This is a genomic window from Dietzia sp. WMMA184 (genome assembly GCF_002441635.1).
Classification (GTDB): Bacteria; Actinomycetota; Actinomycetes; order Mycobacteriales; family Mycobacteriaceae; genus Dietzia; species Dietzia kunjamensis.
In genome coordinates, this window is record NZ_NXEI01000001.1 from 1684114 (window position 1) to 1702737 (window position 18624).

Genomic DNA, 18624 nt, shown 5'->3' on the forward strand with positions numbered 1-18624 from the left:
AGTGACGCGCACTCTCTCCGCACCCCCCACCTTCGATCCCGTGGACCCCCTGTCCCTGGACTCGCTGCTCTCCGACGACGAACTCGCCGTCCGCGACACCGTCCGCCGGTTCTGCCAGGAGCACGTGACCCCCTACGTCGCCGACTGGTTCGAGGCCGGGGACCTCCCCGGCTACCGGGAGCTCATGAAGGGCTTCGGCGAGCTCGGCGTCCTGGGCATGCACCTGGACGGTTACGACTGCCCCGGGGCCTCGGCGGTCCACTACGGCCTGGCGTGCCTCGAGCTCGAGGCCGCCGACTCGGGTATCCGATCGCTGGTCTCCGTGCAGGGCTCGCTGGCGATGTTCTCCATCTACAACTGCGGAACGGAAGAACAGAAGGAACGTTGGCTGCCCGGGATGGCCGCCGGCGAGATCATCGGCTGCTTCGGCCTCACCGAGCCCGACGTGGGCTCCGACCCCGCCGCGATGAAGACGCGGGCCCGCCGCGACGGCGACGACTGGATACTCGACGGCCGCAAGATGTGGATCACCAACGGGTCGATCGCCGACGTCGCGGTGGTCTGGGCCCGGACCGAGGAGGGGATCCGGGGCTTCATCGTCCCCACCGACACCCCCGGCTTCCAGGGCAACACCATCCATCACAAGCTCTCGCTCCGCGCATCGGTCACCGGCGAACTGGTCCTCGACGGGGTCCGACTCCCCGCGGACGCCGTCATGCCGGAGGTCGTCGGCGTCAAGGCCCCGCTGTCGTCCCTCTCCGAGGCCCGCTACGGGATCATCTGGGGGGCCATGGGTGCGGCGCGCTCGGCCTGGGAGGCCGCGCGCGACTACTCAGTCCAGCGCACGCAGTTCGGCAGGCCGATCGCCGGATTCCAGCTCACCCAGGCCAAGCTCGCCGACATGGCCGTCGAGCTGCACAAGGGTCAGCTGCTCTCGCTGCACCTCGGCCGTCTCAAGGACGGGCCGGGACTCCGGCCCGAGCAGGTGAGCTTCGGCAAGCTCAACAACACCCGAGAGGCCCTCGAGATCTGTCGGACCTCGCGGACGATCCTCGGGGGCAACGGCATCTCGCTCGAGTACCCGGTGATCCGCCACATGGTGAACCTCGAGTCGGTGCTCACCTACGAGGGCACGCCGGAGATGCACCAGCTGGTGCTCGGACAGGCCTTCACCGGCCAGAATGCGTTCCGATGAGCGCCCGGGCGGGCTATGAGCCCGAACATCACGCGGTCCGCGAGGTCGCCCGGGGCTTCGTCACCTCGGTGATCGAACCCCGGCACGAGGAATGGGAGGCCGCACACGGGATCGACCGCTCGCTGTTCACCGAGGCCGGCACGCTGGGACTGCTGGGCTTCTCCGTCCCGGAGGAGCACGGAGGACCCGGCGTCGAGGACTACCGGTACAACGCCGTTCTCATCGACGAGGTCGCACGCTCCGGCGCGGCAGCCGAGGCGATCGCCTTCTCCCTGCAGAACGACGTGGTCCTGCCGTACCTGACGGACCTGACCACGCAGGAGCAGAAGGCGCGCTGGCTCCCCGGCGTCGTGTCGGGCGAGACGATCCTCGGGATCGCGATGACCGAACCCGGCACCGGTTCGGACCTGACCGGGATCCGGACGTCCGCCGTCCGGGACGGCGACTCGTACGTGCTCAACGGCGCCAAGACCTTCATCTCGAACGGCCAGAACGGCGACCTGTTCGTCGTGGCGGTGCGCACGTCGCCCGACCGACACGGCGGGCTGTCCCTGCTCGTCGTGGACGCCGACACCCCCGGCTTCTAGCGGGGCCGCAACCTGGACAAGATCGGGCTGCACGCGCAGGACACCTCGGAGCTGAGCTTCACCGACATGCGTGTGCCGGTGGAGAACCTCCTCGGCTCGGAGGGCGACGGCTTCGGCCACCTGGTCCACAATCTGCCCCAGGAGCGCCTCTCCCTGTCCGTGGGCGCGGTCGCCGCGGCCGAGGGGGTCTTCGCCAGGACCATCGAGTACGTCCGGGATCGCAAGGCCTTCGGCTCGCCCGTCTCGGAGTTCCAGAACACCCGGTTCGTCCTGGCCCAGATCTCCACCGAGCTCGACCTCGCGCGCACCTACCTCGAGGACTGCATCGCCGAGCACGTCTCGGGGCAGCTCTCGCCGGCCCGTGCCGCCAGGCTCAAGCTGTGGACCACCGAGCTGCAGGTCAGCGTCGCCGACAGGTGCCTGCAGCTGCACGGCGGGTACGGGTACATGCGCGAGTACCCGGTCTCCAGAGCCTTCGTCGACGCGCGGATCCAGACCATCTACGGCGGGACGAGCGAGATCATGAAGACGATCATCGCCAAGGACCTGGAGCTCTGATGACGCGCACCGTGGTGCATTACGGTGATGAACCGACCCTCACCACCAGATCAGGCGGGGAGCTCGACGAGAGGACCACACCGCTGATGACCGCCTCATCCAAGGACCACGAAGTCGATGCCGTGGTGCGTCGGGCCCGGGTCTCCTCCCGCCGCCGGCAGCTGCTCGACGCCGCCGTGGCCGTGATGGAGCGCAACGGCTTCCACCAGATGTCGATGCAGGCACTCGCCGATGAAGCGCAGGTCAGCGTGGGCCTGATCTACAAGTACTTCGACAGCAAGGAAGAGATCCTTCTCGACGCCATCGTCGGGATCCTCGAGGCGTTCTCCGATCAGCTCGCCCCGGCCATGGAGGCCGCCGGTGAGGACCCCGTGGACCGGATCGCCGCCGGGTTCGACAGGTACGTCCGGATCATCGACGCCAACCGCCACGCGGTGGCGCTCACGTACCGGGAGAGCCGGACCCTGCCCCCCGAGGGCCGGGCACGGATCATGGAACTCGAGGTGGCCACGGCCGCGCCGTTGCGCGCGGCGGTCGAGTCCGGCATCGCCGCCGGCGTCTTCGCCGCCGTCGACGTGGACCTGATGGTCTACGACCTCGTCATGCTCGCCCACGCCTGGGCGCTCAAGCACTGGCACTTCGGTCGTCTCTACGACCTCGACACCTACATCCACAAGCAGTTGCGGTTCGCGTTCAACACCCTCATCCCCGTTGACGGACGCGGGCCCTACCAGCACTACTTCACCCCGGAGCTGACATGACCTCCACCCTGCCCCAGACCTCCACCCTCGACGTCGCGATCTCGGACGGGATCTGCGTGGTCACCGTCGACCGCCCTGAGGTGCGTAACGCCCTCTCCGCGGACGTCATCGCCGACCTCACCGCCGTACTGGACCGGGTGGGCGACGACGACGAGGTCTCCGTCCTCGTCTTCACCGGCGCCGGCGACAAGGCGTTCATCGCAGGTGCCGACATCACCCAGCTGCAGCACTACACCCCGTCCACCGCGTTGGACTCCGCGATGCAGCGCGCCTTCGACGCGATCGAGGCGTTCCCCAAGCCGACCATCGCCGCGATCAACGGTTTCGCGTTGGGCGGCGGGTGTGAGCTCGCCATGGCGTGCGATATCCGCATCGCCTCCGAGCGGGCGAAGCTGGGCCTGCCGGAGGCCAACCTCGCCGTGCTGCCCGGTGCGGGCGGGACCCAGAGGCTGGCCCGGTTGGTGGGAACCGGCCGGGCGATCGAGATGATCCTCACCGGGCGCTTCATCGACGCGGAGGAGGCGTTGGGGATCGGACTGGTGACCTCGGTGACCGCGCCGGACGAGCTGATGGCCGCCGCGTACGAGACCGCGGCGGCGATCGCGGCCAAGGGGCCGTTGGCCGTCCGTCTCGCCAAATTGGTCATCCGCTCCGGGATGGACGCCGACCAGCGCACCGGCCTGGTGATCGAGCGCCTGGCGCAGGCCGTCCTCTACGGCAGCGAGGACAAGGCCGAGGGCACCGCCGCCTTCCTCGGCAAGCGGACCGCCGAGTTCGCGGGGCGGTGAGCGGGGTGTCGCCTGTCCGTACCGTCCTCGTGGTGGGTGCCGGGGCCATGGGCTCGCAGATCGCGATGGTCTGCGCCAACGCCGGGTTCGACGTGACGTGCACCGACCTCGACCAGTCCGCCCTCGATCGCGCCGGCGAGATGCTCCGGACACGGATGGACTCCAGCGTGGCCAAGGGCCGGATCACCGCCGAGCAGCGGGACGCCGCCTTCGACCGCCTCACCCTGTCGACCGACCGCGACACGGCCGCGCGGACCGCCGACCTGGTGATCGAGGCCGCGGTGGAGAAACTCGACGTCAAGCGCGCGCTGTTCGCCGAACTGTCCGCGATCGCGCCGACGACGGCGATCCTGGCCTCCAACTCGTCCTCGTTCGTCCCCTCCGCCATGGCGTCGGCGGTGTCGCACCCCGAGCGGTTCTGCAACCTGCACTTCTTCAACCCGGCTCTCGTCATGCGCTGCGTCGAGGTGGTGCGGGGACCGCAGACCTCCGACGCCACCATGGCGACCGCGACGGCGTTCGTCGAGGAGATAGGCAAGACGGCCGTGGTCCTGGAGAAGGAGATCCCGGGCTTCGTCGCCAACCGCATCCTCGGCGCCGTGCGCGACGAGGCGATCCACCTGCTCGAGGGCGGGTACGCGGACGTCGAGGCGATCGACACCGCCTGCCGGACCGCCCTCGGTTACCCGATGGGGCCGTTCGAGCTGATGGACCTCACCGGGATAGACATCGGGTACCTGGTCAAGAAGCAGCGCTTCGCCGACTCCGGGGATCCCGCGGACGCGCCCGCGGACTCGGTGACCCGTCTGGTGGACCGGGGCGACCTCGGCCGCAAGACGGGACGAGGGTGGTACGTCTACTCGGATTCCGGCGAGAAGGTGGCGGTCAACCCCCTGTGAGGCGACCGCGGCGAGGTCTCGTACCGATGGTGCGCGGGTGACAGACTGGGGAGCGTGAACTCCCCGGTCGTCGCCTTCACCTCGAAGTACGGTTCCACGCGCCGGTACGCCGTCGCCCTCGCGGAGCAGCTCAGCACGCCCGCCGTCGAACTGCCGACGCTGACCACCGCCCACGACGCCGACCCGTTGATCGTGCTCGCCCCTCTCTACGCGACACGCATCCTCGGGCGGCGTCGGATCATCCGGGCGATGCGCTCCGCTCCCGGACGCGCGGCCCTCGTCGTCGTCGGACTCTCCCCCGCCGACGACCCCGGGCGCGGAGACCTGGCCGCCAAGCTCGTCGCCTCGACCCGCCGCGCCGTCACCACCTTCCAGCTCCGCGGGGACCTCGACCCGGCGCGGCTCACCTGGCCCGACCGCGTCCTCATGGCCGCCCTGCGCCGCGAACTCCGCAGGACACCCGAGGCTCCCGCCGCGCAGCTGCTGCTGCACTCACGCCGTCTCCGATTGGTCGACGAGGCGACCCTCGAGCCGGTCGTGACCTGGGCACTCGGCGGGGCTAGGGTCGACCCGTGACAGCCACGACGCCCCCGCCCTGCCCCGAGTGCGCCTCGGAGTACACCTACGAGATACCGCCGCTCCTGGTCTGCCCGGAGTGCGCGCACGAATGGCCCGCGGACGGCGGCGGCACGAGCGGCGACGGTTCCGCCGAGTCCGACCCGGCGGTACGCGAGATCCGCGACGCCGTGGGTAACGTGCTCACCGACGGCGACACGGTGGTGGTGGTCAAGGACCTCAAGGTCAAGGGCGGCTCGGGGCCGATCAAGGTCGGCACGAAGGTCCGCAACATCCGGCTGGTCGACGGGCCGGGCGATCACGACATCGACTGCCGCATCGACGGCTTCGGCCCCATGCACCTCAAGTCGAGCGTGGTGAAGAGGGCCTGACACCGCCGCAGCCGCGCACCTGTCGGGACGGGTGCGCGGCTGCGGTGGGCAGAGTGGGGATCAGGCGTTCGCACGCTCCTTCTGGATCTCCAGCGCGATGTCGATGAGCTGGTCCTCCTGGCCGCCCACGAGTCGACGCTCACCGGCGCGGAGGAGGATCTCCGAGGCCGGCACGTCGTACCGCTGCGCGTGGCCCTCGGCGTGCTTCATGAAGGACGAGTAGCAGCCGGCGTAGCCGAGCATCATGGCCTGGCGGTCGACGACGCACTCGCTCGGCATGAGCGGGCGCACCACGTCCTCCGCGGCGTCGGCGATCTTGAAGAAGTCGACGCCGGTGGTGATGCCGAGCTTGTCGCACACGCCGACCAGTGCCTCGACGGGCGTGTTGCCCGCGCCGGCGCCGAACCGACGGGTGGAGCCGTCGATCTGCTGGGCGCCCGCGCGGATGGCCATGATGGAGTTGCCCACGCCGATGTCGAGGTTCTCGTGGCCGTGGAAACCGACCTGGGCGTCGTCACCGAGCTCGGCGACGAGAGCCGAGACGCGGTCGGAGACCTGGTCCATGACGAGCGCCCCCGCCGAGTCGACGATGTAGACGCACTGGCAGCCGGCGTCGGCCATGATCCGGGCCTGCTTCGCGAGCACCTCCGGCGGCTGGGTGTGGCTCATCATGAGGAAACCGACGGTCTCCAGGCCGAGGTCGCGGGCGTAGCCGAAGTGCTGGATCGAGACGTCGGCCTCGGTGCAGTGGGTGGCCACGCGGCAGATCGACCCGCCGTTGTCCCGGGCCTGGAGGATGTCGTCCTTGATACCCAGGCCGGGCAGCGTGAGGAATGCGATCTTGGCCTGCTTTGCGGTCTCGGCCGCGACCTTGATGAGGTCCTGGTCGTACGACTTGGCGAAGCCGTAGTTGAAGGAGGCGCCGCCGAGGCCGTCGCCGTGGGTGACCTCGATGACCGGGACGCCGGCGCCGTCGAGCGCGGCGACGACGTTGCGGACGTCCTCGACGGAGAACTGGTGCCGCTTGTGGTGCGAACCGTCGCGGAGCGAGGAGTCGGTGACCCGGATGTCGAGCTCGGAGCTGTACGCGCGGGCCTGGGCGTTGTGCGGGTTGGTCATGTCCATGTCTGTCACACTCCGAGCTTGGTCTTGGCGATGTCCTCGCCGACCTTGGTGGCGGCGGCGGTCATGATGTCGAGGTTGCCGGCGTACGGCGGCAGGAAGTCTCCGGCGCCCTCGACCTCGACGAAGATCGCGACGCGGGCCATGCCGCCGGTGATCTCGGTGGGAGGGTCGAACTGCGGCTCCTGGAGTAGGCGGTAACCCGGCACGTACTCCTGGATCTCCTTCTCCCGCGTGCGGATGGCGGTGGTGATGAGGTCGTGGTCCGCATCCTCGGGGATGGCGCAGAAGATCGTGTCGCGCATGATCATCGGCGGCTCGGCCGGGTTGAGGATGATGATGGCCTTGCCGCGCTTGGCGCCGCCCACTTTCTCGATCGCCAGCTTGGTGGTCTCGGTGAACTCGTCGATGTTGGCGCGGGTGCCCGGGCCGGCCGACTCGGAGGAGACGGAGGCGACGATCTCGGCGTATTCCACGGGCACAACCGAGGACACGGCGTGGACCATCGGGATGGTGGCCTGGCCGCCGCAGGTGACCATGTTGTGGTTGGGGGCGTCGACGTGCTCGTGGAGGTTCGCCGGCGGGATGACCATCGGGCCGACCGCGGCCGGGGTGAGGTCGATGGCGATGATGCCGGCCTCTTCGTACTTGGGCGCGTAGGCCTTGTGCACGTACGCGCTGGTGGCCTCGAACAGCAGGTCGGGCTTCTCGCCACCGGCCTCGATGGAGGTGAGCAGTTCGTCGGCGCCGCCCGCCATGCAGGTGAGGCCGTGGTCGGCGGCGCGCTTCATGCCCTCGGACTCGGCGTCGATGCCGATCATCCATTTGGGCTCGATGTACTCGCTGCGCTCGAGCTTGTACATGAGGTCGGCTCCGATGTTGCCGGACCCCACGATCGCGGCGGTGAGCTTGGTCTTGTCTGTCATGACGGAAGTGTCGCGCGGGCGGGCTCGCGGGACAACAGGTTGTGCCACTCAGTGAAATCGCGGCACTCCAGGGCGGTGCACGCCGGCACTCAGGCCGGCCGTGCGCGCGCCCGGGCCGCGCCCGGAGGGTTCGTGAGGTGACCGTCTGCGCTGATGAGCCGGTCGGCGAAGGCGTTCCACTCGCGTTCCCGTATGGCGTCGCGCGCACGGGCCAAGGGGCCCTTGGGTCTGGTGCGGTGTTGGTGTCCGGTGTCGGTGAGGATGATCAGTTCGCCGAGTGGGCCGGGCCTGTAGGCGTTGGTCCCGAACGTCTTCTCCCGGTGGTGTTTCCGACACAGGCAGACGAGGTTCCACTCGGTGGTCGGCCCGCCGAGTTCGGGATCCTTCGTGTTGAACGCGATCACATGGTCCACGTCACAGTCCTCCGCGGGAACCGAACACCCCGGATGTCGGCAGGTGCCGTCGCGCATGCGGATGCGCTCCGCCATCGCGGGGGTGATCAGGTAGCGCAGGGCGTGTTCCGGGGAGTCGAGCACGCCGGGGGCGGGGTCGACGAGTTCGAACCGCACGCGTGCGTCGGCGCCCTCCAGCAACTGCTGGCACAACCAGGAGTAACTGCTGTATGCGCCGTGCACGAATTCCACGCGGTTGGGCAGCCCCTGCGCGGCCGCGGCGATCACGCTCACCCGGATCGGCCGGCCGGCTGCGGCGGCGTTACCGAGCGACGGCCTGGGCATGTCCGCACCCACGGTGACCTCACCCAGCTCGATCGATCCGTCGTCCCCCGGGCCGGAGTCCGTCCCGCCGGCGTCGGCGGGCGCCGGGGCCGGGGCGGGCGCCGGGGCGTACACGGCGAGGGAGGCGAGAGCGTCGGCACGCAGCTGATCCAGCGTGCCGGGCACCCCGTCTCCGGAGGCAGCGCGGGCGTCGGTCTCGATACGTCCCCGCAGCAACTCCGCATCGGCCAGAGGCAGCTTCGCCCACATCGAGGCCATCCCGTTCCGGCCCGACCGGAACCGGACCGTACGCGTGAGCGCCGCCCGGGCCCGGGCATCCTCGGCGCCCTCCGGGTCGAGCCGGCCGACGGCCTCATCGATCCGGCCGTCCACCGAATTGCGAGTCGGCCGGTCACCGCCGTCCAGGTCGTCGACGATGCCCGCCACGACCTCGTCCTCCACGTCCGAGACGATCGAGTCGGGCACCTCGGCCAGCTTGCAGGCGATGTCGATGGCGAGCTGTTCGGGAACGACCCCGCGCTCCACCGAGGCCCGCAGTCGCGCGAGCCGCGAATGGATCTGGACCCCGGCGGTGACCAGACGCGCGGCGTGCCAGCACGTGAGCTGACAGGCCGCCACGAGATGGTCACGAGCCCTGGATTGCGGGTCCAACCGTGCGTATGCCGAACGTGCACGAGCACCGCTCCCGGCGACCCCTTCGGTGCGGTCGACGCCCGTGCCGACCTCATCCGCCCGGGACATCTGCTCGACCAGGGCCGCTGCCGCCTCCAGCCGGGTCGCACCTGCCCGGTTCTGCGCCAGGGTCGCGGCCCGTGCCGCCTCGCTCACCTCCGTCGAGTCGAGCCCGCCCAGGGATTCCGGAACCGCGAACAGTGACTTCGTCGTCGACAATTCCCCCACCCCCCTCGCGCTCGATTTAGAACTTGTGTTCGACAGTACGGCACTGCAGGTGTTAGCGCAAGCGTTCGATCCGCCCGGCCTCCGGTGTCCGACCCGCGCGCTACACTCACCGCATGACCGAGCCCCCCTCTTCTCCCGTCGACCGCGCCTTCGAGGTGCTACGCGTGACGGCGGGCGGGACAGGGATGACGCTCAGTGAGATCGCGCGCGAGACCGGGCTGGCCAAGTCCACGACGCTGCGCCTCCTGGCCGCGCTCGAGCGCAACGACGCGGTGACGAGGATCGGGCAGCGCTACCGGCTGGGGCCGTTGGTGCACGAGCTGGACCCGATCCCGGTCTCGCCGGCGTACGAGCGGATCCGCCGGGTGCTCACACCGTTTCTCGCGCACCTCTTCGAGGCCACGCGCGCGACCGTTCACCTGGCCACCCTGCACGGCGACGAGGTGGTCTACCTCAACAAGTTGCACGGGCCGCGGCCGATCCCGTCGCCGTCGCGGATCGGCGGCGGCCTGCCGGCGTACTGCACAGGGGTGGGAAAGGCGATGCTGGCGTTCGACGAGGCAGCGGCCGAGCGCGTGGCGCAGGAGCCGTTGGTCGAGTGGACGGACACCACTGTGACCTCCCCCGACGCCCTGGCGGTGGAGCTCGCCGAGATACGACGGAGGAGACGCGCGATCGACCGCGCCGAGCTCACGCCCGGCCTGTACTGCGTGGCGGCGCCGGTGTTCGACGACGACGACGAGGAGCGCGCAGGCGGGACGCGGGCCGTCGCCGCGTTGTCCGCCAGCGCGGCGGACGAGAGCGCGCTGGCCCGGCTCGAGCCGCTGGTCACCCGCGTCGCCGCGGCGGCCGGTCGCGCGCTGGCCGCGGACGGTTAGCGGAAGTCCATGGTGACGTCGCCCAGCCCGGCGAACTCGGCGCGGAAGCTGTCGCCCGGGGCGGCGTCCATCGCGCGGATCGCGGTGCCCGGAAGGATCACGTCGCCCTTGCGCAGACGGACACCGAACTTGGCGACCGTCGACGCGAGCCACCCGACCGAATTGAGCGGGTTACCGAGCACCGCGTCGGAACGCCCGGACGCGAGGAACTCGCCGTTCTTGTAGAGGGTCGCGTCGATCGCCGCGACGTCGATGTCCGCGAGCCGGACCCGCTGCTCGCCCACCACGTAGCCACACGACGAGGCGTTGTCCGCGATCGTGTCGGGCAGCGTGATCTTCCAGTCCCGGATGCGGGAGTCGATCAACTCGATCGAGGGGACGACCCACTCGATCGCCGCGGCGGCCTCCTCCTGGGAACATCCCTCCGGCGGGATGTCGGCGCCCAGGATGAAGCCGACCTCCACCTCGACCCGCGGGAAGCAGAACCGGGCCGCCTCGATCGCGGTGCCCTCGGGGTATTCCATCGTGTCGAGCAGATGCCCGTAGTCGGGCTCGTCGACGCCCATCATCTCCTGCATCGCCTTGGACGCCAGGCCCACCTTGTGGCCGGTCACCACCGCGCCGGCATCGAGCCTGCGGCGGATGTTGACCAGCTGGATCTCGAAGGCGTCGTCCGGGGTCATGTCAGGATGGTCGTCGGTCAGCGGCGCGATCGGCGCGACGTCCGACTCGGCGTCCCAGAGTCGCTGGGCAAGTGTGGCGCGGGTCTCCTCGTTGAGCATGAGGGGGATGCTACCTGGGCCGTCTGGCGCCACGGCGCTCAGTTCTATAACGTGTTCTACATGGCAGATCAGGAATTCGACGTCGTCGTCGTCGGCAGCGGTGGAGCAGGCATGACGGCCGCCCTCGCTGCAGCAAAGAAGGGCCTCAGCGTGGTCCTCGTAGAGAAGGCCCCGCACTACGGAGGCTCCACCGCGCGCTCCGGCGGCGGCGTGTGGATCCCCAACAACTCCGTGCTCCGACGCGACGGCGTCCTGGACACCCCGGAGGCGGCCCGCACGTACCTCCGCTCGATCATCGGCGACGCGGTGGAGCCCGAGAAGATCGACACCTACGTCGACCGCGGTCCCGAGGTCCTGGACTTCGTCCTCGCCAACAGCCCCCTGCGGTTGGAGTGGGTCAAGGACTACTCCGACTACTACCCCGAGGCTCCCGGTGGGCGTCTCGGCGGCCGGTCCGTCGAGCCCAAGCCGTTCGACCTCCGCCAGCTCGGGTCCGAGGCCGACAAGCTGGAGCCGGGCTACGCCAAGGCGCCGGTCAACATGGTGGTGATGCAGTCCGACTACCGCTGGCTCAACCTCCTCCAGCGTCCGCACACCAAGGGCATCAGGCGTTCGATCCGGGTCGCCCTCCGGATGTTCCTCGCCAAGGCGCGCGGGCAGAACTCGGTGGGGATGGGTCGCGCGCTCATCGCCGCGATGCGCAAGGGCCTGCTCGACGCCGGCGTTCCGGTGTGGCTCGAGACCCCCATGACCGGCCTGGTCACCGAGGGTTCGGGCACCCAGGAGCGCGTCGTGGGCATCACCGTCACCCGCGGCGGCGAGGAGGTGACCCTCCGTGCGCGACTCGGCGTGGTGATCGGGTCCGGTGGCTTCGAGCACAACCAGGAGATGCGCGACAAGTACCAGCGTCAGCCCATCCCCACCTCGTGGACGGTCGGGGCCGCGGCCAACACCGGTGAGGGCATCGAGTACATGGAGAAGACCGGCGCCTCACTGTCCTTCATGGAGGACGCTTGGTGGGGTCCGACGATCCTGCTGCCGCGCGGCCCCTGGTTCGCGCTGGCCGAGCGCTCGCTGCCGTGCTCGTTCATGGTCAACTCCCGTGGTGAGCGGTTCATGAACGAGTCGCTGCCCTACGTCGAGGCCGGCCACAAGATGTACGGAGGCGAGTTCGGGCAGGCGCCCGCCGGGCAGGAGGGAACCCCCGGCGAGAACGTCCCGGCCTGGATCATCTTCGACCAGGAGTACAAGAACCGGTACCTCTTCGCCGGCCTCCAGGCCAAGCAGCCGCTGCCCCGGAAGTGGCTCGAGACGGAGAACTTCCACAAGGCGGACACCCTCGCCGAGCTCGCCGGCCTCATCGGCGTGCCGGCGGAGGCGCTCGAGCGGACCGCCGAGAAGTTCAACGGCTTCGCCGCCAAGGGCGTCGACGAGGACTTCAGCCGCGGCGAGTCGGGGTACGACCACTACTACGGCGACCCGACCAACAAGCCCAACCCGAGCCTCGGCCCGGTCCGCAAGGCGCCGTTCTACGCCGCCAAGATGGTCCCGGGCGACCTCGGCACCAAGGGCGGTGCGAACACCGACGTCCACGGCCGGGTCCTGCGCGAGGACGGCTCCGTGATCGAGGGACTCTACGCCGCGGGCAACGCCTCCTCGCCGGTCATGGGCCACACCTACGCCGGCCCGGGCGCCACCATCGGCCCCGCGATGGTCTTCGGCTACCTCGCCGTGGAGAACATGCTGGCCTCCGCCCCCACCACCGCCAAGACAGGAGTCTGACGTGCCGATCGACCTCGACAAGGCCCTCGGGGCCGAGCTGCCCTCGCAGGAGTTCTCCTGGACCGCCTCCGACGTGGCGCTCTACGCCCTGTCCGTGGGCGCGGCCGCCGACCCGATGGACACCACCGGGCTCGAGTACGTCCACGACACCGCTCCCAAGGTGCTGCCGTCGTTCGCCACCGTCGCCGCGACGATGAACGTCACCGAGGCCCCCCGCGTGTCCTTCCCGGGCGTGGAGATCGACCTGGCCAAGGTCGTCCACGGCAGCCAGTCGGTGAGACTGCACCGGCCCATCCCGGCGGCCGGAACGGCGACGACGACGACGACGATCGCCGAGATCCAGGACAAGGGCTCGGCCGCGGTGATCATCCAGGAGTCCGAGACGGTCTCCGCCGACGGTGAGAAGCTGTGGACCTCGCGCTCGGGCATCTTCGCCCGGGGCGAGGGTGGCTTCGGCGGCGATCGCGGGACCTCCGAGAAGGTCGAGTACCCCGAGCGGGAGGCCGACCACACGATCGAGGTGGCCACGCTCCCCCAGCAGGCGCTGTTCTACCGCCTCTGCGGCGACCGCAACCCGCTGCACTCCGATCCCGCGTTCGCCGAGGCGGCCGGGTTCCCCCGCCCGATCCTCCACGGCCTGTGCTCGTACGGCCTGGTCCTGCGGGCGGTCGTGGATCAGGTGCTCGGCGGCGACGTGGCGCGCGTCGGCGGCTACGGAGTCACCTTCGGCGGAATCTTCTTCCCCGGCGAGACCATGCGCATCCGGGTGTGGGAGGAGGGCTCGCGACTGCTCGTGGCGGCGACCGTCGCCGAGCGCGACGACGCCCCCGTGCTGAAGAACGTGGTGGTCGACCTCGCCTGACCGGCGCTGGTGGAGCGGCTCAGCAGAGCTCGCGGAACTGCTCCACCAGCCGGAGGCGACCCGGGGCGTTGAGCGCCATCGGGGTGACGGTGAGTGTGGTGGCGCCGGCCTCGCGGAACGCCTCGACGCGCTCGGCCACGTACCCCGCCGGGCCGATGAGAGAGACCGAACGGACCAGTTCGTCGGGCACGGCCGCGGCGGCCTCGTCTTTCTTGCCGTCCAGGTAGAGGTCCTGGATACGGGCGGCCTCGGCCTCGTAGCCGTAGCGGCAGGCGAGCTCGTTGTAGAAGTTCTTGCCGCGCGCACCCATGCCGCCGATGTAGAGGGCCAGGTGCGGGCGCACGAAGTCCAGGTAGCCGGGGACCTCGTCCTCCTCGCAGATCGCCAGCGCGGGCCCCGCGTAGACCTCGAGCTCGCCCAGTGACGGATCGCGCTTCTCCCGGCCCCTGGCCAGCGCGTCGCCCCACGCCACGTCCGCCTTCTCCGGGTGGAAGAACAGCGGCTGCCAGCCGTTCGCGACCTCGGCCGCGAGCTCGACGTTCTTGGGGCCCAGGGCGGCGAGGATGATCGGGATGTCCTCGCGCACCGGGTGGTTGATGAGCTTGAGCGGCTTGCCCAGGCCGGTGCCCTGATCGGCGGGCAGGGGGATCTGGTACTTCTTGCCGTCGTGGACGACCTTCTCGCGGCGCCACACCTTCCGGCAGATCTCGATGATCTCGCGCGTGCGGGCCAGCGGCGCGTCGTACTTCACGCCGTGGAAACCCTCGACGACCTGCGGTCCGGAGGCGCCCAGACCGAGGGTGAAGCGACCGTCGGAGACGTAGTCCAGGCCCGCCGCGGTCATCGCGGTGAGCGTGGGCGTGCGGGTGTAGATCTGCAGGATGCCCGAGGCCAGCTCCATGGTGGATGTCTTGGCCGCGAGGTAGCCGAGCTGGCTGACCGCGTCGAACGAGTAGGCCTCGGGGACGAACGCGATGTCCAGTCCCGCCCGCTCGAGGTCGGCGGCCTCCGCGGCCGTCTCGGCGAATCCGCCGCTGTAGTTGAGAGCCATTCCGATGCGCATGCGCGCAACGCTACCGGGGGGTCCGGTCGCCGCGGATCACCGCGTCGACCTCGCCGCCGATCCGCACGAAGACCCCGACCCGGCGCCGCAGCGGCGTATCGGTGCGCTCGTATCCCACCAGCCGCATCCCCGCGTCGGAGGCGACCTCCAGGACGGTGTGCTCGGGCAGGTCGACGTCGGAGGTGGGGACGACGACGAGGTCGGCGGTCCCCAGCATCCGGGCCAGTCGCAGTCGGCGCGTCGGTTCGTCCCCCCGGCGACGCAGCCACCGGCGCACCGCGACCACGCCGGCCGCGATCCCCCACGCGACGAGCGGGAGCAGCGCCACGAGCGTGAGCACCCAGCCGGGGCTCACCGCCGCACCGCCACGCGGGTGAACCGCATCGGGTCCAGCCAGGGGCCCCGCTGCACGAGTGCCCGCGTGCCCCCCACCGGTTCCAGGCCCCTGGACCGGGCCGCCGCGTAGACGACCGACCGGGGTAGCCGTAGCTCCCAGGGGCGGATGACCACCTCGTCGTCGTCGCCGTCGAGCCGCACCGCGAGCGCACGGGCGCGCCGACCGTGCCGGCCCCGATACCACCGCGCCGGGTCGATTTTCCGCATGCAACGGATCGTACGGGGCCGTAGGCTCGCCCCCATGGCACCGAAGCCCGGCCTTCAGTCCGAGTCACACCCCGCCGATCCCCGTGCGGCCGATCCGGAGCTCACCGACGACGGGCACGTCGTCGAGCCCAGCGCGGACGACTACCGTCACGCCACCGAACTCGAGATCAACCACGACTGGTACAAGTCCGCGGTGTTCTACGAGGTCCTGGTGCGGGCCTTCTACGATTCCGACGGCAACGGCACCGGCGACCTGCGCGGGCTCATCGAGAAGCTCGACTACCTCGAATGGCTCGGCGTGGACTGCCTGTGGCTGCCGCCGTTCTACGACTCGCCGCTGCGCGACGGCGGGTACGACATCCGCGACTTCCGCACCGTGCTGCCGGAGTTCGGCACCGTCGAGGACTTCGTGGAGCTCCTCGAGCAGGCGCACAGCCGGGGTATCCGGGTGATCACCGACCTGGTCATGAACCACACCTCCGACACCCACGCGTGGTTCACCGAGTCCCGCACCGACCCCGACGGCCCGTACGGCGACTTCTACGTGTGGTCGGACCACGACACGCGCTACCCCGAGGCGCGCATCATCTTCGTGGACACCGAGTCCTCCAACTGGACCTACGACCCGGTGCGCGGGCAGTTCTACTGGCACCGCTTCTTCTCCCACCAGCCCGACCTCAACTACGACAACCCCGAGGTCCAGGAGGCGATGATCGACGTCCTGCGCTTCTGGCTGGACCTCGGCATCGACGGCTTCCGGCTGGACGCCGTGCCGTACCTGTTCGAACGCGACGGCACCAACTGCGAGAACCTGCCCGAGACGCACGACTTCCTGCGCCGCTGCCGGGCCGTGGTCGAGGAGGAGTTCCCCGGTCGCGTGCTGCTGGCCGAGGCAAACCAGTGGCCCGACGACGTGGTGGACTACTTCGGCGAGTCCGAGGTCGGCGACGAGTGCCACATGGCGTTCCACTTCCCGCTCATGCCGCGCATCTTCATGGCCGTGCGGCGACAGTCGCGGTTCCCCGTCACCGAGATCCTCGCCCAGACCCCCGACATCCCGTCCTCGGCGCAGTGGGCGATCTTCCTGCGCAACCACGACGAGCTGACCCTCGAGATGGTCACCGACGAGGAACGCGACTACATGTACGCGGAGTACGCCAAGGACCCGCGGATGAAGGCCAACATCGGCATCCGTCGGCGCCTGGCCCCGCTGCTCGAGGGCGACACCAACCAACTCGAACTGTTCACCGCGCTGCTGCTCAGCCTGCCGGGGTCGCCGATGCTGTACTACGGCGACGAGATCGGTATGGGCGACAACATCTGGCTCGGCGACCGCGATGCCGTCCGCACTCCGATGCAGTGGAGCCCCGACCGCAATGCCGGGTTCTCCCGCTGTGATCCGGGCCGGTTGTACCTGCCCGCGATCATGGACCCCCTGTATGGCTACCAGGGCGTCAACGTGGAGGCGCAGATGAACTCCACCGCCAGCCTGCTGCACTGGACGCGGCGCATGATCCACGTCCGCAAGAGCCACCCGGCGTTCGGGCTGGGCGAGTTCACCGACCTCGGCGGGTCCAACCCGTCGATCCTGTCCTACCTGCGCACGCACGGGTCCGAGAGCGCCGGGGCCGACGTGATCCTGTGCGTCAACAACCTGTCGCGCTTCCCGCAGGCGGTGCGCCTGGACCTGGCGGAGTACGCCGGCCACCAGCCCGTCGAGCTCACCGGCGGGGTGCCGTTTCCCGAGGTCGACGCCGACCCGTACCAGCTCACGCTGCCCGGGTACGGCTTCTACTGGCTCGAGCTGCGCAGCCCGGAGGAGGGACTGTGAGCATCACCCCGATCGGCGACGACACGATCGCCCGACTGCTCACCGACTGGCTGCCCGAACAGCGGTGGTTCGCCGGCAAGGGGCTGGAACTCACCGGAGTGCGGATCACCCGGCGCGAGGTGTTCCTGGACGATCCCGAGGTCCTGGTCGAGCACCTGCTGGTGGATCTCGAGGTGGACGGTCGGCCCCAGCGCTACCAGGTGCCGATCGCGACCGCGGCCGAGTTGCCGGGTGACCGACGGGCGTTCCCGTTGACCCCGGAGGGCGCCTCCCCCGTGATCTACGACGGACTGCGCGACCCCCGCGGCACCGAGTCCCTGCTCCGCCACCTGGCCGGGCAGGACGAGGTCGGCGGGCTGCGGTTCCGACTGGTCCCCGGCGCCACGCTGCCCGAGCCCACGTGGGGGCGGCTGCTGGAGGGTGAGCAGTCCAACTCGTCGCTGGTGTACGGCGACGACCTCATGGTCAAGGTGTTCCGGCTGGTCCAGCCGGGCGTGAACCCCGACGTGGAGCTGCACGCCGCGCTGGCCGACCGGGAGTGCCCGGCGGTGGCGGCGCTGCGGGGATGGGTGGAGTTGGACGACGACGACACCGCCGCCGGCGACACCGGGGCCGGGCCCACCACGCTCGCCATGGCCCAGGAGTTCATGGCCGGGGCGGCGGACGGGTGGGCGATGGCCACGGCGAGCGTGCGCGACCTGTTCGCCGAGGCCGACCTGCTCGCCGAGGAGGTCGGCACCGACTTCGCCGACGAGAGCTTCCGGCTGGGCGCGGCCGTCGCGCAGGTGCACGAGGACCTGGCGGCGGCGACCGGGGTGAGCACCCGGGACGGCACCGATCTGGTGGCGTCGATGCGGGCCCGCCTGGATGCCGCGGTGGCGGAGGTGCCGGAGCTGGCGGAGTTCGCCGATGCGGCCCGGGCGGTCTTCGACGAGGTGGCGGGATCCGGCCCGGTGCGGGTGCACCGCATCCACGGCGACCTGCACCTCGGCCAGACGCTGCGGGCCCCGGACCGGTGGATCGTCATCGACTTCGAGGGCGAGCCGGCCGCGCCCCTCGCCGAGCGACGGGTGGCCGACGCCCCCGCCCGCGACGTGGCCGGCATCCTGCGCAGTCTCGACTACGCGGCACAGCACACCCTGGTCGGTGTGGAGGACCGGCAGCTGCGGTTCCGGGCCCGCGAGTGGCGCGACCGCAACGTCGACGCCTTCTGCGCGGGGTACGCCGAGGTCGGTGACTCCGACCCGCGCGAGACCGGTGCGCTGCTGCGGGCCTACACGCTCGACAAGGCGCTGTACGAGGTCGTCTACGAGACGCGGAACCGACCCGGCTGGGTCGCGGTGCCGATGGGCGCGGTGCGGCGCATCCTCACCGCGGACTGACACGTCTGTCGCCCACCCGGC

The 18624-nt window shown here is 70.2% G+C and carries 18 protein-coding genes and 1 pseudogene; 12 read left to right on the top strand and 7 right to left on the bottom strand.

The window, feature by feature from the left end; translation table 11 throughout:
- Position 1: 1 nt before the first annotated feature.
- From CK206_RS07735 to CK206_RS07765, 7 genes and pseudogenes are all read left to right on the top strand, one after another.
- Entirely contained in the window at positions 2 to 1195 is a 1194-nt protein-coding gene (locus CK206_RS07735; RefSeq protein ID WP_096906059.1) for an acyl-CoA dehydrogenase family protein, read from the top strand.
- Positions 1192 to 2340: pseudogene (locus CK206_RS07740) on the top strand (acyl-CoA dehydrogenase family protein). The gene CK206_RS07735 and the pseudogene CK206_RS07740 overlap by 4 nt, the downstream one beginning before the upstream one ends.
- An 86-nt stretch (positions 2341 to 2426) precedes the next feature.
- Positions 2427 to 3101 (top strand): TetR/AcrR family transcriptional regulator, encoded by a 675-nt coding sequence (locus CK206_RS07745; protein ID WP_096907351.1) that lies wholly within the window; start codon positions 2427 to 2429, stop codon positions 3099 to 3101.
- Positions 3098 to 3889, top strand: coding sequence for an enoyl-CoA hydratase/isomerase family protein (locus tag CK206_RS07750; RefSeq protein ID WP_096906060.1), 792 nt, complete (start codon positions 3098 to 3100; stop codon positions 3887 to 3889). The genes CK206_RS07745 and CK206_RS07750 overlap by 4 nt, the downstream gene beginning before the upstream one ends.
- Before the next feature lie 5 nt (positions 3890 to 3894).
- The gene (locus CK206_RS07755) at positions 3895 to 4788 is read left to right on the top strand and encodes a 3-hydroxyacyl-CoA dehydrogenase family protein (RefSeq protein ID WP_254050517.1); all 894 of its coding nucleotides are present in this window, start codon (positions 3895 to 3897) and stop codon (positions 4786 to 4788) included.
- A gap of 54 nt (positions 4789 to 4842) precedes the next feature.
- Positions 4843 to 5364, top strand: a complete 522-nt coding sequence (locus CK206_RS07760; RefSeq protein WP_096906061.1) for a flavodoxin domain-containing protein — start codon at positions 4843 to 4845, stop codon at positions 5362 to 5364.
- Positions 5361 to 5735: a zinc ribbon domain-containing protein YjdM gene (locus CK206_RS07765; RefSeq protein ID WP_096906062.1), complete on the top strand. Its 375-nt coding sequence runs from the start codon at positions 5361 to 5363 to the stop codon at positions 5733 to 5735. Before CK206_RS07760 ends, CK206_RS07765 begins: the two co-directional genes overlap by 4 nt.
- Before the next feature lie 60 nt (positions 5736 to 5795).
- On the opposite strand, the gene dmpG is transcribed toward CK206_RS07765, so the two are convergent.
- From dmpG to CK206_RS07780, 3 genes are all read right to left on the bottom strand, one after another.
- On the bottom strand, positions 5796 to 6860 hold the full coding sequence (gene dmpG, locus CK206_RS07770; protein ID WP_096906063.1) for a 4-hydroxy-2-oxovalerate aldolase: 1065 nt from the start codon (positions 6858 to 6860) through the stop codon (positions 5796 to 5798).
- Between the two features lie 5 nt (positions 6861 to 6865).
- Complete coding sequence (locus tag CK206_RS07775; RefSeq protein WP_096906064.1) at positions 6866 to 7783, bottom strand: acetaldehyde dehydrogenase (acetylating); 918 nt, start codon at positions 7781 to 7783, stop codon at positions 6866 to 6868.
- A gap of 89 nt (positions 7784 to 7872) precedes the next feature.
- Positions 7873 to 9420 (bottom strand): HNH endonuclease signature motif containing protein, encoded by a 1548-nt coding sequence (locus CK206_RS07780; RefSeq protein ID WP_096906065.1) that lies wholly within the window; start codon positions 9418 to 9420, stop codon positions 7873 to 7875.
- Positions 9421 to 9533: 113 nt separating this feature from the next.
- Between CK206_RS07780 and CK206_RS07785 the strand changes: the two genes are divergently transcribed.
- The gene (locus CK206_RS07785; RefSeq protein ID WP_096906066.1) at positions 9534 to 10298 is read left to right on the top strand and encodes an IclR family transcriptional regulator; all 765 of its coding nucleotides are present in this window, start codon (positions 9534 to 9536) and stop codon (positions 10296 to 10298) included.
- Here CK206_RS07785 and CK206_RS07790 read toward each other — a convergent pair.
- Positions 10295 to 11080, bottom strand: coding sequence for a 2-keto-4-pentenoate hydratase (locus CK206_RS07790; RefSeq protein ID WP_096906067.1), 786 nt, complete (start codon positions 11078 to 11080; stop codon positions 10295 to 10297). The genes CK206_RS07785 and CK206_RS07790 overlap by 4 nt on opposite strands.
- A 51-nt stretch (positions 11081 to 11131) precedes the next feature.
- Between CK206_RS07790 and kstD the strand changes: the two genes are divergently transcribed.
- Together kstD and CK206_RS07800 are read left to right on the top strand one after the other, a co-directional pair.
- The gene (gene kstD, locus CK206_RS07795) at positions 11132 to 12862 is read left to right on the top strand and encodes a 3-oxosteroid 1-dehydrogenase (protein ID WP_096906068.1); all 1731 of its coding nucleotides are present in this window, start codon (positions 11132 to 11134) and stop codon (positions 12860 to 12862) included.
- Position 12863: 1 nt separating this feature from the next.
- On the top strand, positions 12864 to 13724 hold the full coding sequence (locus CK206_RS07800) for a MaoC/PaaZ C-terminal domain-containing protein (RefSeq protein ID WP_096906069.1): 861 nt from the start codon (positions 12864 to 12866) through the stop codon (positions 13722 to 13724).
- Between the two features lie 19 nt (positions 13725 to 13743).
- On the opposite strand, the gene CK206_RS07805 is transcribed toward CK206_RS07800, so the two are convergent.
- Genes CK206_RS07805 through CK206_RS07815 form a run of 3 tightly spaced genes read right to left on the bottom strand, consistent with a single transcriptional unit; the run spans position 13744 to position 15390 of the window.
- Entirely contained in the window at positions 13744 to 14787 is a 1044-nt protein-coding gene (locus CK206_RS07805) for an LLM class F420-dependent oxidoreductase (protein ID WP_096906070.1), read from the bottom strand.
- 10 nt (positions 14788 to 14797) lie between these two features.
- A complete protein-coding gene (locus tag CK206_RS07810; protein WP_096906071.1) occupies positions 14798 to 15142 on the bottom strand; it encodes a hypothetical protein in 345 nt (114 codons plus the stop codon).
- On the bottom strand, positions 15139 to 15390 hold the full coding sequence (locus tag CK206_RS07815; RefSeq protein WP_067711720.1) for a hypothetical protein: 252 nt from the start codon (positions 15388 to 15390) through the stop codon (positions 15139 to 15141). The genes CK206_RS07810 and CK206_RS07815 overlap by 4 nt, the downstream gene beginning before the upstream one ends.
- Positions 15391 to 15424: 34 nt before the next feature.
- On the opposite strand from CK206_RS07815, the gene treS reads away from it, so the two are divergent.
- Positions 15425 to 17221 carry a maltose alpha-D-glucosyltransferase gene (gene treS / locus CK206_RS07820; protein ID WP_096906072.1) on the top strand — a complete coding sequence of 599 codons (1797 nt, stop codon included), beginning with the start codon at positions 15425 to 15427 and terminating at the stop codon, positions 17219 to 17221.
- The gene (locus CK206_RS07825) at positions 17218 to 18603 is read left to right on the top strand and encodes a hypothetical protein (RefSeq protein WP_096906073.1); all 1386 of its coding nucleotides are present in this window, start codon (positions 17218 to 17220) and stop codon (positions 18601 to 18603) included. The genes treS and CK206_RS07825 overlap by 4 nt, the downstream gene beginning before the upstream one ends.
- The last annotated feature ends 21 nt before the right edge of the window (positions 18604 to 18624 follow it).

Coding starts and splice junctions, on each gene's coding strand:
- CK206_RS07745 (WP_096907351.1), top strand. CDS start 2,427: ATGACCGCCTCATCCAAGGACCACGAAGTCGATGCCGTGGTGCGTCGG.
- CK206_RS07750 (WP_096906060.1), top strand. CDS start 3,098: ATGACCTCCACCCTGCCCCAGACCTCCACCCTCGACGTCGCGATCTCG.
- dmpG (WP_096906063.1), bottom strand. CDS start 6,860: ATGGACATGACCAACCCGCACAACGCCCAGGCCCGCGCGTACAGCTCC.
- CK206_RS07775 (WP_096906064.1), bottom strand. CDS start 7,783: ATGACAGACAAGACCAAGCTCACCGCCGCGATCGTGGGGTCCGGCAAC.
- CK206_RS07785 (WP_096906066.1), top strand. CDS start 9,534: ATGACCGAGCCCCCCTCTTCTCCCGTCGACCGCGCCTTCGAGGTGCTA.
- CK206_RS07790 (WP_096906067.1), bottom strand. CDS start 11,080: ATGCTCAACGAGGAGACCCGCGCCACACTTGCCCAGCGACTCTGGGAC.
- CK206_RS07805 (WP_096906070.1), bottom strand. CDS start 14,787: ATGCGCATCGGAATGGCTCTCAACTACAGCGGCGGATTCGCCGAGACG.
- CK206_RS07815 (WP_067711720.1), bottom strand. CDS start 15,390: ATGCGGAAAATCGACCCGGCGCGGTGGTATCGGGGCCGGCACGGTCGG.
- treS (WP_096906072.1), top strand. CDS start 15,425: ATGGCACCGAAGCCCGGCCTTCAGTCCGAGTCACACCCCGCCGATCCC.